Origin of the sequence: Pseudoalteromonas sp. GutCa3 (genome assembly GCF_002836155.1) — a bacterium.
In the GTDB taxonomy this organism is placed as follows: domain Bacteria; phylum Pseudomonadota; class Gammaproteobacteria; order Enterobacterales; family Alteromonadaceae; genus Pseudoalteromonas; species Pseudoalteromonas arctica.
Window position 1 is genome coordinate 145,440 of record NZ_PJBK01000101.1, and the last position, 16,792, is coordinate 162,231.

At 39.5% G+C, this 16,792-nt stretch carries 17 protein-coding genes; 10 read left to right on the forward strand and 7 right to left on the reverse strand.

What is annotated here, in order from left to right; genetic code table 11:
• The first annotated feature begins 8 nt into the window (after positions 1-8).
• The gene (gene cyoE, locus CXF64_RS18665; protein ID WP_010555184.1) at positions 9-893 is read left to right on the forward strand and encodes a heme o synthase; all 885 of its coding nucleotides are present in this window, start codon (positions 9-11) and stop codon (positions 891-893) included.
• Positions 894-954: 61 nt separating this feature from the next.
• Here cyoE and CXF64_RS18670 read toward each other — a convergent pair whose 3' ends face one another.
• Together CXF64_RS18670 and CXF64_RS18675 are read right to left on the reverse strand one after the other, a co-directional pair.
• Complete coding sequence (locus CXF64_RS18670; RefSeq protein ID WP_101217748.1) at positions 955-1,542, reverse strand: FMN-binding negative transcriptional regulator; 588 nt, start codon at positions 1,540-1,542, stop codon at positions 955-957.
• Positions 1,542-2,117 carry a GNAT family N-acetyltransferase gene (locus CXF64_RS18675; protein ID WP_101217749.1) on the reverse strand — a complete coding sequence of 192 codons (576 nt, stop codon included), beginning with the start codon at positions 2,115-2,117 and terminating at the stop codon, positions 1,542-1,544. Before CXF64_RS18675 ends, CXF64_RS18670 begins: the two co-directional genes overlap by 1 nt.
• 106 nt (positions 2,118-2,223) lie before the next feature.
• Between CXF64_RS18675 and pdxR the strand changes: the two genes are divergently transcribed.
• Positions 2,224-3,681, forward strand: coding sequence for a MocR-like pyridoxine biosynthesis transcription factor PdxR (gene pdxR / locus CXF64_RS18680; protein ID WP_101217750.1), 1,458 nt, complete (start codon positions 2,224-2,226; stop codon positions 3,679-3,681).
• A gap of 14 nt (positions 3,682-3,695) precedes the next feature.
• Here pdxR and CXF64_RS18685 read toward each other — a convergent pair whose 3' ends face one another.
• The 5 genes from CXF64_RS18685 to ettA all read right to left on the reverse strand — a co-directional run bounded on the left by CXF64_RS18685 (position 3,696) and on the right by ettA (position 8,164).
• Complete coding sequence (locus CXF64_RS18685) at positions 3,696-4,361, reverse strand: hypothetical protein (RefSeq protein ID WP_101217751.1); 666 nt, start codon at positions 4,359-4,361, stop codon at positions 3,696-3,698.
• A gap of 85 nt (positions 4,362-4,446) precedes the next feature.
• Complete coding sequence (locus CXF64_RS18690; RefSeq protein WP_101164213.1) at positions 4,447-4,941, reverse strand: TlpA family protein disulfide reductase; 495 nt, start codon at positions 4,939-4,941, stop codon at positions 4,447-4,449.
• Between the two features lie 62 nt (positions 4,942-5,003).
• Entirely contained in the window at positions 5,004-5,912 is a 909-nt protein-coding gene (locus CXF64_RS18695) for a histone deacetylase family protein (protein WP_024589271.1), read from the reverse strand.
• A gap of 53 nt (positions 5,913-5,965) precedes the next feature.
• The gene (locus CXF64_RS18700) at positions 5,966-6,334 is read right to left on the reverse strand and encodes a PilZ domain-containing protein (protein ID WP_007581201.1); all 369 of its coding nucleotides are present in this window, start codon (positions 6,332-6,334) and stop codon (positions 5,966-5,968) included.
• Between the two features lie 156 nt (positions 6,335-6,490).
• A complete protein-coding gene (gene ettA / locus CXF64_RS18705; protein ID WP_007581203.1) occupies positions 6,491-8,164 on the reverse strand; it encodes an energy-dependent translational throttle protein EttA in 1,674 nt (557 codons plus the stop codon).
• Positions 8,165-8,495: 331 nt separating this feature from the next.
• Here ettA and CXF64_RS18710 point away from each other — a divergent pair, with 331 nt between their 5' ends.
• The 8 genes from CXF64_RS18710 to CXF64_RS18745 all read left to right on the forward strand — a co-directional run bounded on the left by CXF64_RS18710 (position 8,496) and on the right by CXF64_RS18745 (position 16,683).
• The gene (locus CXF64_RS18710; protein ID WP_076925140.1) at positions 8,496-9,143 is read left to right on the forward strand and encodes an outer membrane beta-barrel protein; all 648 of its coding nucleotides are present in this window, start codon (positions 8,496-8,498) and stop codon (positions 9,141-9,143) included.
• Between the two features lie 214 nt (positions 9,144-9,357).
• Positions 9,358-10,305, forward strand: coding sequence for a homoserine O-acetyltransferase MetA (gene metA / locus CXF64_RS18715; RefSeq protein WP_024598269.1), 948 nt, complete (start codon positions 9,358-9,360; stop codon positions 10,303-10,305).
• Positions 10,295-11,368, forward strand: a complete 1,074-nt coding sequence (locus CXF64_RS18720) for a homocysteine S-methyltransferase family protein (protein ID WP_076925138.1) — start codon at positions 10,295-10,297, stop codon at positions 11,366-11,368. The genes metA and CXF64_RS18720 overlap by 11 nt, the downstream gene beginning before the upstream one ends.
• 9 nt (positions 11,369-11,377) lie before the next feature.
• Entirely contained in the window at positions 11,378-14,008 is a 2,631-nt protein-coding gene (gene metH, locus CXF64_RS18725) for a methionine synthase (RefSeq protein WP_101217752.1), read from the forward strand.
• A 224-nt stretch (positions 14,009-14,232) separates the two neighbouring features.
• Positions 14,233-14,700: a hypothetical protein gene (locus tag CXF64_RS18730; protein ID WP_133120257.1), complete on the forward strand. Its 468-nt coding sequence runs from the start codon at positions 14,233-14,235 to the stop codon at positions 14,698-14,700.
• A gap of 1 nt (position 14,701) precedes the next feature.
• On the forward strand, positions 14,702-15,067 hold the full coding sequence (locus CXF64_RS18735; RefSeq protein WP_101217754.1) for a hypothetical protein: 366 nt from the start codon (positions 14,702-14,704) through the stop codon (positions 15,065-15,067).
• A 214-nt stretch (positions 15,068-15,281) separates the two neighbouring features.
• Entirely contained in the window at positions 15,282-15,656 is a 375-nt protein-coding gene (locus tag CXF64_RS18740) for a hypothetical protein (RefSeq protein WP_101217755.1), read from the forward strand.
• A 271-nt stretch (positions 15,657-15,927) separates the two neighbouring features.
• Complete coding sequence (locus tag CXF64_RS18745; protein WP_101217756.1) at positions 15,928-16,683, forward strand: hypothetical protein; 756 nt, start codon at positions 15,928-15,930, stop codon at positions 16,681-16,683.
• Positions 16,684-16,792: the final 109 nt, after the last annotated feature.

Genomic DNA, 16,792 nt, shown 5'->3' on the forward strand with positions numbered 1-16,792 from the left:
AGTTGAAGATGTTTCGTCGTTATTTATCAGTGACAAAGCCGGGTATTATTATGGGCAATTTGATCAGCGTAGCGGGCGGGTTTTTACTTGCCTCGCGCGGTGATATAGATCCATGGTTAATGATTGCCACATTAATTGGCTTGTCGCTAGTGGTTGCATCGGGCTGTGCTATCAATAATGTAATTGATAGAGACATAGATGTAGCCATGGCACGTACTCGTACGCGGGTAACAGTAACTGGCGAAATGTCGGCCTTTGCTGCACTTAGCCACGGTATTTTATTGGGCGTTATTGGCTTTGGTTTACTTATCGCCTATACCACTCAAGCCGCGGTATTTTTTGCAGCCTTTGGCTACGTAATTTATGTAGGGGTTTATAGCCTCTACATGAAACGTAACTCAGTATATGGCACTTTTGTAGGTAGTCTTTCTGGCGCTGTACCGCCAGTAGTAGGTTACTGCGCCGTAACAGGGCAGTTCGATATGGGCGCATTAATACTGCTAGTTATGTTTAGCTTGTGGCAAATGCCGCACTCTTATGCTATCGCTATTTTTCGCTTTAAAGATTACCAAGCTGCAGGTATTCCTGTATTACCCGTGGCGCAAGGTATTGATAAAGCAAAGCGCCATATCGTACTTTACATCGCTGTATACGCATTAGTTGTGATGTTACTGCCAATTACTGGCTACACAGGTGCTGCTTTTATGGCTGTTGCTTGTATTACCAGCTTTTGGTGGTTGCTAATGGCGCTACGTGGTTATCGTCGTAATATTGATATGAGCAGTTGGGCACGTAAAGTGTTCGCATTTTCAATTATTAATATTACAGCGTTAAGTATTGCTATGGCTGTTGATTATCATAGCGTTGCTCCACAGCTATTAACGCTTACCTAATTTAAAATTTTTTAACTATTCCAAAGTTAATCCAAAGGCTCGAAAGAGCCTTTTTTTATGCCTAAAATAGCTGTGCAATAGAGCGCTTATTGGCAAGTTCTAGGCTTTGTTTTATACGTGCTCTTACCTCTGGTGATTTATTTTGGCTTAGCTTAAAGTTTCCACTCCAATGAGTGGGAGTAAATTCTATAAAGCTTAATTGTTGATACATTGCTTGGCGACTGCTTTTGGGCACGTCAGTAACATCCCACATTGGCTTAAAGGGTTGCTCAAAATAGGTTGTTAATTGCCTCATTATTTTTTCTTTCTCAATGTCGCTCTTAATAATCACTACCTTTGCGGTTACTTGTACAGATGAGTAAAGCCAGCTCGGCAGTGTTTTATTATTGCTATACGAGGGAGATAGATAACAGTTATCGCCACTAAATAGTAATTTTACTGACTGTTTATTACATTGCGCTAGCGGGTTATGTTTTGCTACGTGAGCAATAAATACATTACGTGAGTGCTCATATAATACAGGGACTTGGCATATATTATTCAAGTCACTTTGCGAGCAGGGCATTAAAATACTCGCTAGAGGGAATTGCTCAACTAAAGCCTGCAAACGTTCAATATTATGTTCTTGAAAATGTATTGGTGGGTACATTAAAGCTTCTCCTTTAACTGTAATTTAATACTCTGCCAATGCTCGTCAATAATGCTAAATTTTGCAGTGCTTCTGTAACTTCCATCACTTAGCAATCTATCTTTATGGGCTATACCTTCAAATCGGGCGCCTAGTCGAGTAATTGCATTTCGAGATTTTTGATTTTGTTCGTGAGTATTAAATGTTATTCGCACTAAATTCAACGCGTCAAAAGCATAGCTAAGCAGTAAATATTTAGTGTGAGTATTAATATAAGTTTGCTGCCAGTGATGGCTTATAAATGTATGACCAATTTCAGCACTTAAGTTATGTGCATCTAATCTAAATAGTCGTGTAGTGCCTACAACCTCTTTGCTGGCTATGTCTATTATGGCAAATACAATTTGTTCTTTTTTATTAAATTGTGCACTTGTAGTAAACCATTTCTTTAACAGTTCGGGCGTTTTTGTATAGTTGCTTAATACCCATTCCCATATTCTTGGATGTTGCCCAGCTTTATATAAGCCGTTTAAATGCTCATAATTTAATGGCTCTAATATAACCTTATTTGTTTTATGTATCTGTTGAGTAAACATGTTGCCTCTAAGCTTTGCTATTTACGAGCAACAAATGTACGCTAATTTGGTTTGGTAAAAACAACCAGAATTGGCTTTTTAGCTATACCAGTTATAAAGGGATAACATGCAACCGCTTAATATTGAATTTAATAACTCAAACAAAGCTAAGTACTTACAAGTTGCAGATGCTCTGCGCTATTCAATTGTAAAAGGGAATATTGCACCTGGTACAAAACTCAGTTCTGCTCGAGTTATGGCGCAAACGTATCAGTTAAATCGCCATACAATAATGAACGCATTGCAGTTATTAGTAGCCGAAGGATGGCTAGAATCCCATGAACGCTCTGGGTATAGCGTCACTCAAACACTACCAATTCAAAGCAGTGCTAACTGTGAGCACACGCCAGTTTTAACACCAAAACCTTATAAATTTGCTACAGAGTTAGCCGTGCCTATTCCGGCAATGAATTTAAAAGACTACGTATATAATTTCGCAGGTGGACTTCCTGATTTAAATAGCTTTCCCTATAAAGAATTTAAACGCTCTATGAGCCATGTATTTAATCATTTAGATACCAGTAAACTTCATTATGGTGATATAGGTGGAGTGAGTGAGCTAAAAGCTCAGATAAGTGATTACTTACATAAAACTAGAAATTTAAAAGCATCAGACTTACTTGTATGTAATGGCTCACAAGAAGCTTTATTTTTAATTTCAAAGGCATTTATAAGTAAAGATGACTTCGTAGCCGTTGAAACTTTAGGTTACCCGCCAGCACGTAAAGCGTTTGCTGCTTGTGGCGCGCAATTAATAGATATAAAACAAGATGAATATGGTTTATGTGTTGATGATTTAAAAGCGCAACTTAAACGATATCCAATAAAAATGCTGTACTTAACCCCGCTACATCAATACCCAACTACCGTTACGCTTTCGCCTACAAGGCGCATGCAAATTTATCAATTATGTTATGAGTATGGCGTAATGATTGTAGAGGATGATTACGATCACGAGTTTCATTATCGCTGTCAGCCATTACAGCCTATGGCTGGGGACGATCCCGCTGGGATTATTATTTACTTATCTACATTTTCTAAAATCATGTTCTCAGGCGCTAGAATTGGCTACATTTGTGCAGCTCCTGAAGTATTAGTACAGTTAACCGCATGGAAGCAGTTAATGAATCATAAAAATGATGTGGTTATGCAGCTAGCCGTTGCGCACTTTATGCAAGAAGGTGGATTTGAGCGCCACTTAAAACGAATGACTAAACACTATAAACAACGTTATGAAGCAATGGACAACACGTTGGCGCTGCTGCAATCACAGGGTTTACCAATAGAGTATAAAAAGCCAGATGGCGGCATGGCAATGTGGGTTAACTTAAATAAAAATACGAGCAATATAAAACAAGCAATGCAAAGTAAAAGCGTATATTTACAAGCAGAATCTGAGTTTTACTTTGCTGATTCAGTGAGAAGTTTAATGCCTAAGCAATATAGTTATGTTCGCTTAGGCTTTGCAGGACAATCAGTTGAGGCAATGAAGCAAGGGCTCAAACTAATCACTGAATATAAGTAACTAGATACCATTAACTATTTCTTATAATTATCAGCATTGTAATAAAGTGGTTTAAGCGTGCCGCAATTAATAAACTTATAGGTAAGCTCATTTTCAGCTGGGACACGTTTTGAGGTACGAAGCTTTTGCATACACGCATTAACTAAATCGACAAAAATAAGATGGTTATAGCTCGGCGCTTTTTGAATTTTATGAATATAAATACGCTCAGTACCGCTTAGTGTAATCATGTCGTAGTCTTGCCATTGCGATGATTCACTTAAATCTTTTAGTTCTCTGGCATACAGTTGCTTACTCAAGACCAGTTCTTTTTTTGAATAAATTAAACTGCCACCTTGTTGATAATCACCCTCGTAAATATCGGCAATAATCGTAATTTCTTCACCACGCATTAAATGCTGAATATTAAACGCTTGTGGCTTTACGGTGATTAACTCGGCATTTCTAACAAAGCCTAAAAATGGAACATCGGGGTTTCCTATTTTATAAACAACTTGCACATCATTGGGTAAATTATAGGTGGGTAAATTCATTGCAATAATAGACGAGCCTTGATTAACCAAAGCCATAGGGTGCTCAGCATTGTAAGCGGGGTCTACCGGTGGAAGTTCTGCTTTTTCTTCTTCAGCTGCGGCAAAGCCACTTAAAGTGATTAGTAATAAAGTAAGTAGTAAGCGCATTATAATCTCAATTAATTTATGAGCTTAAATTGTAGTATAAAGTTTATATTACTTATATTTTTAAACTAAATTTAGACCTATATTATTACTCAGATATGGAGTGCAACAATGTTCGTGCCTTTAAATGTAGGTTTGCGTCCTCTGGGTTTGACGTATTAGTCAGCCAAATTACATTGCCTTCTTTATTTACAAACAATGTAGTAGGTGTGCCTCGTATACCTAATTGCTGTGCTATTGCATCGGCTTTTACGGCTGTTTTAAAAGTATAACCTCTATCGCTAAGCGCTTTAGCGGGAGTAGCATCGTCATCTTCTTTAAAGCTCACGGCAATAACTTTTAAGCCCATATCATCAATTTTTTGAAGTGCTGGCTGCAGCTTTTTACAGTACGGACACCACGTTGCCCAAAAGTGTAAAACGTAAGGTTGACCTAATAAATCTTGAGTATTGAGTGCAGACCCATCAGCCATTTGTAAATTTAATGTAGGTAGCTTAGGGTATGTTTCTTGCGTACTTTCTTCTTGCGAATGGCTTGTAAAGCTTATAAAAATTAGTGCGATGGCAATAAATAGTTGCTTCATAATATGTTCGTTCTTATTTTACATATTAAATAAGAACGAGAATTTAACATTTTTATTTCAAACTAAAAGCGAGCGGCTTGCTCAACAACAATAGCATGGCGTTTAGCGAGGCGAAGATGGTCTTTATCATAGCCACCACCTATTACTGTAGCAACGGGTGTGTTGTGTTCAAGGCAGCGTTTTAGCACTAAATGGTCGCGCTTAACTATGCCATCCCAGCTTATATCTAATTTACCCAAGCCATCGCCTTGCCAAATATCAACGCCAGCATCGTAAAGTACCAAGCTTGGGTTTAGCTCTTTAAGTAAATAACTCAAGGTGTCGTCAACTACGGCAAGGTATTCGTCGTCTTTCATATTATCGGCTAAGCCAATATCTAAATCGCTAGCGGACTTTCTAAAGGGGAAGTTTTTTTCACAATGGATAGAACAAGTATAAGCGTATGCTTGATGCTCTAACATTGCGGCTGTGCCATCACCTTGGTGCACGTCTAAATCAAAAATAAGTACGTTAGTTACTTCACCCGATTCAATTAAAGTTTGCGTGGTAAAGGCTAAATCATTAACCATGCAGTAGCCTGAGCCAAAATCAGTATGCGCATGGTGTGTACCACCGGCTAAGTGGCACGCTATACCATGTTTAAGTGCTAAACGAGCTGTTTGCAAAGTACCTTGAGGAGCTGTAAAGGTACGTGCCATAAGCTCTTTTGACCAAGGTAGGCCAATGCGACGCATTGCTTTTTCATCTAAGCGGTTATTCCACAAATCGTGTATGTAATTTTCGCAGTGTATTAGCTCAAGTGGCTCTGGCGTGCCTAATATTGGCTCAACCAGGTTATCGCCAATCAAACCAAGCTCTGCAACATGCTGATATAAATGTGCAAACTTACTCATTGCAAAACGATGCTTTGGATCGAAATTAAACGAGTAGTTAGGGTGATACACCAAAGGTAAATGTGGATTTAAAGTCATGTTTGCACAAGTTAAAAAGTTTGCACTATGGTAATCAACTAATCCAAATGAGTCTATTCTTGCGTGTCGTGAATCAACATAGCGAGTTCGCGATGTAATAGTTCGTCATCAGCTAAGTTTAGCTCTATTAAACGCTTTAAATAAGTAATGCTGTCTATATCAATATGGTGGCATTTTAAACCAATATGATCCGCTTCTATATGGCACACCACAACCTCCATTTTTATTTCTATTTCGCTTTGAGGCAGCGAAAAACGCAGAACAGCTTGGCTATTTTGGTTGCCAATAAAAGCATCACATTTAGTGATTAATGCGCCATGCAAAGATACATCAAGTAATTTACATGGGTATTGGTGATCATTAAAAATCACTTGTGCATCGGTTGAAAATAAAACACGAGAAAACTGACGACGATTTTGCATAACCTAATTTAGCCTTACTGTTTTTATAATAAATTAAGCATAGCGGGTAATTCTCTACATGCTAGCAGGATATGCTCCTGTAATGCTGGTGGCATAAAAAAGCCCCGCATAAATGCAGGGCTTAGTATTACTGTAATAAATTAGCTACAGTAAATATTAACCAATTTTTTTGTACTTAATACGTTTAGGTTCAGTTGCTGCTGCACCTAGTGTCTTTTTAAGCCACTCTTCGTATTCAGTATAGTTACCATCAAAGAAGTTAATTTGACCTTCGTCGCGGTAATCTAAAATGTGCGTAGCAATACGGTCAAGGAACCAACGGTCATGCGAGATACACATTACACAACCAGGAAACTCTAAAATAGCGTTCTCTAGTGCACGTAGTGTTTCAACGTCCAAGTCATTGGTTGGCTCATCGAGTAGTAACACATTGCCGCCAGCTTTTAATAACTTAGCAAGGTGTAAACGGTTACGCTCACCACCTGATAGGTCTTTAACAAACTTTTGCTGATCGTTACCTTTAAAGTTAAAGCGACTTACATACGCACGGCTTTGGAACTCAAAGTTACCAATTTTTAGTACGTCTTGGCCGTCTGATATTTCTTGGAAAACAGTTTTGCTTTCGTCCATACCGTCGCGGAACTGATCAACAGTAGCAAGGTGTACGCTTTCGCCAACGGTAATGCTACCGCTGTCTTGCTTTTGCTCACCACTGATCATTTTAAACAGCGTTGATTTACCCGCGCCATTAGCACCAATAATGCCCACAATGGCACCTTTTGGCATACTAAAGCTTAAATCGTCAATTAAAACGCGATCGCCAAAACTCTTACGAAGATTTGTTACTTCAAGTACTTGGTCGCCTAAACGCGGGCCAGGTGGAATAAACATCTCGTTAGTTTCGTTACGTTTTTGGTAATCAGACTGCTGCATTTCAGTAAACTGAGCCATACGTGCTTTTGACTTAGCTTGACGACCTTTAGGATTTGAACGAACCCATTCAAGTTCTTGTGCAATTGATTTTTGACGTGCTTTTTCAGATTTTTGTTCTTGCTGTAAGCGCGCATCTTTTTGTTCAAGCCAAGAAGAGTAGTTACCTTCCCATGGAATACCTTCACCACGGTCAAGCTCCAATATCCAACCCGCTACATTATCAAGGAAGTAACGGTCATGCGTTACCGCCACAACAGTGCCTTCGTAATCGTGTAAGAAGCGCTCTAACCATGCAACCGACTCAGCATCCAAGTGGTTAGTTGGTTCATCGAGAATAAGCATGTCTGGTTTTTCAAGCAATAATCGACATATAGCAACACGACGACGCTCACCACCTGAAAGGTGCTCAATTTTAGCATCCCACTCTGGCAGGCGAAGTGCATCAGCTGCGCGTTCTAAAACGTTGTCGATGTTATGACCATCGTGCGCCTGAATAACAGCTTCAAGCTCGCCTTGTTCTTTTGCAAGTGCATCAAAGTCAGCGTCTTCCATGGCGTATTCGTTATACACTTCGTCAAGACGTTTAAGTGCGTGTTTAACTTCGCCAACAGCTTCTTCAACAATTTCACGAACTGTTTTACTTTCGTCTAAAACAGGCTCTTGCGGTAAATAACCAATTTTTGTACCAGGCTGAGGATGTGCATCACCTTCAAAATCTTGGTCAACACCGGCCATAATACGTAGTAACGTAGATTTACCAGAACCGTTTAAACCAAGCACACCAATTTTAGCGCCAGGGAAAAAGTGTAACGAAATATCTTTTAAGATAGTGCGCTTAGGTGGCACAACCTTAGATACTCGACTCATCGAGAATATAAATTTATCAGGTAAAACCATGGAGGAAAGCCTTCAAATAATAATAAAAATTTCAATGTTGTATTGTAGTTGTTGAGGGGTTAAACAGTCAACGAATGCTGTATAGAACAATACGCTTACCTAAGCGGTACTTTGTTTTGATTGCTCGTTTAAACACTACTATTACAGGATTTCTATTGTGTAAAATTCTGTAATCTATTGTTTTATATTGTTCAAATACATTCCATTTTTAACAAAAGTGGTACAGTATATTTACAAGCTGCAAAGTATAAGCAAATTATATAGGCAGGCCACACTTAGTTTGTTGTTAGACATCATATTATTAATATTACAAAGGTTTAAAGGAATGAACATGAAAATAGTTACAAAATTAGGGGCATTACTTTTAGGTTTATACTCATTTTCGAGCGAAGCAGACATACTCCACGTAAATGGTTATTACCAAGGAGTAGGGATAGGGTCTACGCAAATTGATGTATACGAGAGTGATAGCATACAGTTTACAACGCTTTACGGCCGGTTTGGGTATCAGTTTTCGCGATACTTTGCATTAGAAGGGCGTATAGGTTTTGGGTTAAATGATGAGTCAACTCCTCTAAACGGAATTGTTTACACTCAGAACCCACAGGACGGTTCGCTTAGCTCAGAATTCATTAAGAGCGAAATCGATTCAAGCCTTGATTTGCAAACAAGTATATTTGTAAAAGCTAATTATCCAATTTCATCTCGAGCTGATGTGTTTTTATTTGGTGGCTATGGTAGAAATAAATTAAGTTACAATGAAGGCGACTTAAAAAACCTGGCAGAATCAATAACTGGTACAGATACAAACTCTACGCTAATAACGGAGCAAAACTACGACGAAGGCGGCGTAACGTACGGAACTGGCGTTGACTTTAGGCTAACTCAACGCTGGCAATTAAGTGCAGAATATCAATATTTTGATGCAGACCAAGGCGATATTTACGCACTTAATTTATCTGTGATTTACCGTTTTTAACTGCATATGCGCTACTCGTTTTTAGTAGCGCTACTTCAAAATATTAAAACAGGTTATTTTATAATAAAGACGTTTTTCCTCATACATACCACCTCGGTAAATCCTAATTTAATAGAATGAATAAATTTCATTTAGACATCTATACATCTAGAGGTTGATATTTTTTACTTTCAGTTCATAATTAACCTTCGGTTTTTATGAGCAGGAGTAAAGTATGCCAATTACAGTAAAAGACGAGTTGCCGGCCATTGCACGTTTACGTCAAGAAAACGTATTTGTAATGCCAAAAACACGTGCAAAAACGCAAGAAATACGCCCAATGCGTTTGGCTATTTTAAACTTAATGCCTAATAAAGTAGAAACCGAAGTTCAGTTTATTCGCTTGCTTGCCAACTCGCCTTTGCAAGTGAACGTAGAGCTACTGCGCCTCGACACTCACCGCAGTAGTAGCAACTCAGAAGAGCACCTTGATACCTTTTATCGTTATTTTTCAGAAGTAAAAGACAACAATTACGATGCGCTAATAGTAACTGGTGCGCCACTCGCCCATTTAGAATACGACGATGTAGCGTATTGGGATGAGCTAAAGGTCATTATTGATTGGGCCGAGCAGCACGTTACCTCTACGTTATTTTCGTGTTGGGCAGCACATGCAGCGCTATATCATCGCTACAATTTAAAGCGCGATTTAAAAGACGAAAAACTGTGTGGCGTATTTACCCACCAATGTTATTTTGATCACGGTGCACTGACTCGCGGATTCGACGACACCTTTTTAGTACCGCACTCACGTTATGGCCACATTGATATAAATAAAATAAACGCCTGCGATGAGCTAGTAGTACTGGCAGGTTCTGAGCGAGTAGGGGCTTACTTACTTAAAAACAAATCGGGTAGCCAAGTGTTTATAACCGGTCACCCTGAGTACGACGCCGACTCGCTAAAAGCAGAATACGAGCGCGATTGTAAAAAAAGTCCTAATGCACCAAAACCCGAAAATTACTTCCCAGATGATGATGCAACCAAACAACCTTCAAAAACGTGGCAAAGCCATGCTTTTTTACTTTTTTCGAACTGGTTAAATTACTACGTGTACCAAACCACACCGTATGATATTAATTTAGTTAGCCAAGATGTGAGGACTAACAACTATGCCGAATAACGCGCCTACAAATAATAAACACGCCGAAATAAGTGCAGCATTAAAAGAACGCATTTTAATTTTAGATGGTGCTATGGGCACCATGATCCAAGATCATAAGCTAGAAGAAGAAGACTATCGCGGCGAGCGTTTTAAAGACTGGCATGTATTAATTAAAGGCAATAACGATTTATTAAGCCTAACCAAGCCCGACTTAATCACTGATATTCATAGTGGTTTTTTATCAGCGGGCGCCGATATTATCGAAACCAACACGTTTAACTCGACCACTATTTCGATGGAAGATTACGATATGGCGAGCCTAAGCCGCGAAATAAACGTAGAGTCAGCTAAATTAGCACGCGCAATTTGCGATGAATTTACGGCTAAAACGCCAGAAAAACCGCGCTATGTAGCCGGTGTTTTAGGGCCGACATCTAAAACGTGCTCAATTTCGCCAGACGTAAACGATCCGGGTTATCGAAATGTCACCTTTGATAAGTTGGTTACTGCGTATGTGGAGTCTACCCTTGCATTAATGGAAGGCGGCGCCGATTTAATATTAATCGAAACTATATTCGACACCCTTAATGCAAAAGCCGCCTCGTTTGGCGTAGAAGAAGCTTTTGAGCAAGCAGGGCGCACATTGCCAGTTATGATTTCGGGGACTATTACCGACGCCTCAGGGCGTACGCTTTCGGGGCAAACAACCGAAGCATTTTATAATTCTATTCGCCATATTAAGCCTATATCAATCGGCCTAAACTGTGCGCTTGGCCCTGATTTACTGCGTCAATACGTGGAAGAGCTATCACGCGTGTGCGAAACATTTACATCGGTACACCCTAATGCGGGCTTGCCTAATGAGTTTGGTGAATATGACTTAGAAGCGCCTGAAATGGCAACCGAGATTATTGACTGGGGTAAATCGGGCTTTATTAATATAGTAGGCGGGTGCTGCGGTACAACACCTGCACATATTCGCGCGTTTGCAAAAGGGCTTGAAGGCGTTAAGCCTCGCCAATTGCCAGAGCTTGAAGTACGCATGCGTTTATCGGGCCTTGAAGCCTGTAACTTAAATTAAGGAGCCAGCATGACACAGCAAATAGCAGTATTTACCAATGTTGGTGAGCGTACCAATGTAACTGGTTCGGCTATGTTTAAACGCCTAATCATGGAAGAAGATTTTGAAGCCGCGTTAACAGTTGCACGTGAACAAGTAGAAAACGGCGCACAGGTTATTGATATAAACATGGACGAAGCCATGTTGGACTCAAAAGCCGCTATGGTTAAGTTTTTAAACTTAATAGCCTCAGAGCCTGATATTTCACGCGTACCAATTATGGTCGACTCCTCAAAGTGGGAAGTAATAGAAGCCGGCTTAAAGTGTATTCAAGGCAAGGCAATTGTTAACTCAATATCGTTAAAAGAGGGCGAAGAGCCGTTTATTCGCCAAGCTAAAATAATAAAACGCTTTGGTGCAGCCGCTGTTGTAATGGCGTTTGATACCAACGGGCAAGCCGACACGGCAGACCGTAAGTTCGCAATATGTGCGCGCAGTTATAAAATATTGGTAGAAGACATTGGCTTTGCGCCAGAAGATATTATTTTCGACCCTAATATATTTGCCGTAGCCACCGGTATTGAAGAGCACGACAACTACGCTGTAGAATTTATTGAAGGCACACGCCGCATTAAGCAAAACTTACCGCACTGTAAAGTGTCGGGCGGTGTATCAAATGTATCGTTTTCGTTTAGGGGTAATAACCCCGTACGTGAAGCCATTCACTCGGTGTTTTTATATCATGCCATTCAAGCGGGTATGGACATGGGTATTGTAAATGCGGGGCAACTCGCCGTTTACGATGATATACCAGCAGAGCTTCGTAAAGCCGTTACCGACGTAATACTTAACACCGACCCAGGCGCAGGTGAGCGCTTAGTTGAGCTTGCACCTAAGTATTCGGGCATGGCACAAGCCGAGCGAGTAGAAGATTTAGAGTGGCGCACATGGCCCGTGGCAAAACGCCTTGAGCACGCGCTTGTTAAAGGTATTACTACCTTTATTGATGAAGATACCGAAGAATGCCGTGCTGCTGCCGATAAACCTATTCACGTAATTGAAGGGCCGTTAATGGACGGCATGAACGTAGTAGGCGACTTATTTGGCGCAGGTAAAATGTTTTTACCACAAGTTGTTAAATCGGCGCGCGTAATGAAGCGAGCTGTAGCCTACCTAGACCCATACATTGAGCTTGAAAAAGAAGAAGGCTCAACTAACGGTAAAATAGTGATGGCGACCGTAAAAGGCGACGTACACGACATAGGTAAAAATATTGTGGGTGTTGTACTGCAATGTAATAACTATGAAGTAATCGATTTAGGCGTAATGGTACCGGCTGATAAAATACTACAAACCGCCATCGACGAAAAAGCCGATATTATTGGGTTATCGGGCTTAATTACCCCATCGCTTGACGAAATGGTACACGTAGCAAAAGAAATGAAACGCCGTGGTTTTGAACTGCCGCTACTAATTGGTGGTGCTACTACTTCTAAAGCGCATACCGCAGTAAAAATTGAGCCGCAATATGACAAAGGCGTTGTGTATGTAAATAACGCAAGCCGTGCAGTTGGTGTGGTCTCAAACTTATTATCAAAAGACATTAAACCTGACTTTTTAGCTAAAACTAAAGCTGAATATGTAAAAGTACGCGAGCAACAAGCGCGTAAAAAACCACGCTCTAAGCCTGTTACAATCCAGCGCGCACGCGATAACGCAGCAAAGCTTGATTGGGATAACTACACACCACCAGTGCCTAAAAAGCTGGGCGTGACCGAGTTTAAAAATGTATCAATCGCGACTTTACGTAAATACATAGATTGGACGCCATACTTTATGACGTGGTCAATTGCCGGTAAATACCCGCGCATAATGGACGATGAAGTAGTAGGCGAGCAGGCGCAAAGCTTATTTAAAGACGCTAACGATATGTTAGACGACCTTGAAAAAGCAGGCAGTTTGCAACCACTTGGCGTAATTGGTTTATTCCCTGCTAACCGCGTTGGGGACGACATAGAAATATACACCGACGAAACACGTAAAGAGCTGTTAACTACCTCGTGCCATTTACGTCAGCAAACCGAAAAAACCGACTTTGCTAACTACTGCCTAGCCGACTACATAGCACCCAAAGGCACACCAGACTATTTTGGCGCGTTTGCAGTAACGGGCGGTTTAGAAGAAGACGACTTAGCAAATGCGTTTGACGCACAGCAAGACGATTACAACAAAATAATGATTAAAGCGGTTGCCGACAGGCTCGCCGAAGCGTTTGCAGAATACTTACACGAAAAAGTACGTAAAGAGTATTGGGGTTTTGCACCAGACGAAAATCTAGCAAACGATGAGCTAATACGCGAAAACTACCAAGGTATTCGCCCAGCGCCAGGTTACCCTGCGTGCCCTGAGCACACTGAGAAAAAGAAAATTTGGCAATTATTAGACACCGAAAAGCGCATTGGCATGCAGCTAACTAGCTCGTACGCCATGTGGCCAGGTGCTGCTGTTTCAGGTTGGTATTTCTCACACCCAGAGGCTAAGTACTACGCAGTAGCCGCTGTGCAAAAGGATCAGGTAGAAGACTATGCTAAACGAACCAATATGACGCTTGAAGAAGCTGAACGTTGGCTGTCGCCGAACTTGGGGTATGATCCGGAGTAAGAGTGAAGCTTTAAGAGGTAAACTATCAGCCGTCAGTTTAATGATTTGCTCCTATTAATTAAAGTCGGGGTTTTAATTTTGCGTACCATGGATACTTAGTAAGTATTAGTATTTTTTATTTATTAAAATCCAATTTTTATTGTACCTGTATTGAAATATATCGAGGGTCAGTATAATATTTGTACCTCGCATCTAAAAATTAAGGAAAGTTAGTGGAAAATCTCATGGAAATTAGATTAAGTATTAGTGGCTTTGGTATTGGCTTAGCTAACACAGGATTTGGTGTTAATGCCGTTTCTGGTTGTTACATTGAAATTCGTGAAAATAGAGGCGCTTCAACCAGAGTATATGGCGTTACAGATCATTTATCTCTAGGGTCAGACTCAAGTACGATATTAGTCGGGCATGTTTCTACTGAATGGATGAAAATAAATGAAGGTAAGCCAAGAGAATTATTAAAACATATAAACCTAGTAGGTAAACTTTCAGATATAACAGTTTCAGGGACTACTATTGGCTCTAGCAACGCGGATGTAACTGTTAAGGTTGTGGATGAAACGGGATCGCCTGTCACTGTAATTGAAAAAATGGGGATTAAGGCTTCTGGCTTCCAGATATCTTCGACTAAAATAAGAGGGAAGCTTAAATCACTCATAACAAAGCAACAATTAGAAGCTGTCAAAGGGAAATGAAATGACTCTCTTATCCTCTAATAAAAATGAAAGGGTCAGCTTGTGGAAACGGATTCTGAATTCTGCGTTGTTATTTTCCCATATAGTTTTGTTATTAGGGATTTCAGTTATAGCATTCGACCGCGAGAGGTTTAAAGGCATTAGTGATGCAACATACGGTGATAATGCTCTTTTAATGGAATCTAACTTGGCAGATATATTCGTTTCCCCTTGGTTTGCATATTTGTGCTTAGCTTTGATTCCAATAGCTTTAATGAAAGAGCGTTTATTGAAGAGTTATAACCTTAGGATTTACTTAAATGCATTGGCTTCACTTATATTCGGAGCAGTGACTTTTATATTTATTGTTAATCTTTATAGATTTTAAAAAAGCTATGAGCAAACAATATTATCAATCTACTAATAAAGATAAGCGAGCCTAATTAGGCTCGCTTTTTTTGTGTTCAGGTTAGTGAAGCAATTTTAAATTTTTTCTCTTAGCTGCTTATGGAATGTATTGATCTACTTTGTTAAGTGAGATGTCGTTTATCGTTAAATAATATAGAATTAGTTGTCATCGTTGCACAGGGAAGTTTAAGTTTATGAAAAAATGGATAATTCCAATAGTATTATTAGGCTGGTTTATTTTAGCTCTCAGTTTATATTTCTCTACATTTCATGGAGAGCTATCAGTCCAATCAAGTGATTGGGGCAGTTTTGGTGGTTATATCTCAGGTGTTATTACAGTCCCTTTTAGCGTAATTAGTGCGTACTTTTTATTTCAAACATATATAGATACTCAGAAGTCATATTCTCATACTTTATATGAGAGCAAGATCAATATCTCACATTCAGCAATACGTGAAGCTGCATTATATTTAGAAAAAGCACTTGATAGTAAAATAGTCATAGATGAGAAGGAGTTAAGTTTTAGAGATATTCATAGCAACCCTAAAATAGCTAAAGAGATCTTCTAATATATTAAATCAGATAGTAACCTGAACGCCCATTATAGAGTAACTGTCGGGAAGGCATATATTTGCTTATACGACTTTTTGTACTCTTCTGAAGATAAATATCGCCAAACTGATGTAATCAAGTTTTACAAGCTGCAATATCAGTGGCTCATAAAAATTCATAATGAATATGAATTAGAAGTTATTAGATTTAGTAAAGTTAATTCAAAAGGAATAGAGAAATATTTTTATGATACTTAATATCTTTATTCTTGTAGCTAGATGGCTATAAATGAAATATTTAAATTACACCTTCTTTTGCTTATCTCTACTTTTTACATCTAGCACATTTGCTCTTGAGCAAAAGTATCACGGGAGTGTTTTACCTGTTATTGCTGCTTTTAAAACGCATGATAAGCCTGCGATTGCAGCACTTATTCGCTACCCGCTAAAACGACGATACCCCATACCTGACATTAAAAGTGAAGCTGAGCTTATTAACCGCTTTGATGAAGTGTTTAATGATGAGTTAGTAGCAGTTATTGCCAGTTCAAACATTGATACTGATTGGGATAAAGTAGGTTGGCGCGGCATTATGCTAAATAACGGCGTTATGTGGGTCGATACTGACGGTAAAATTATTGCTGTAAATACCCAAAATACTAAAGAGCAGGCACTTGCTAAAAGCTTAATCGAACAAGGTAAGCAATCCTTGCACGCAAGTATTAATACTTTTGAAAAACCAGTACTCGATTGGAAAACTGCTAACTATCATGTTCGCGTTGATGATTTAGGCGAGCATAATTTTCGGTATGCAGTGTGGGGTATTAATAAAAAACCAAGCGACAAGCCTGATATGGTTTTGCTAAATGGCGATATTACATTTGAGGGTAGCGGCGGGAATCATCACTATACGTTTAAAAATGGTCGCTATAGTTATGTGCTACAAGTAACCATTATTGGCTGCGATACATCACCACCAGGTTGGCTTGAAGTTTATAAAGACGATGAGCGATTGTTCTCTGAAGATGTTATAAGCACTCATTAATCGCTTTTTATTAGTAAGCATGCGGCTAAAATTTCTATAAAAGTAGCTTTAGCTGCAAGTTAAATGTTATTACTTTATTCTTCTATCCCTTTGTAAAACTTTGTTAATC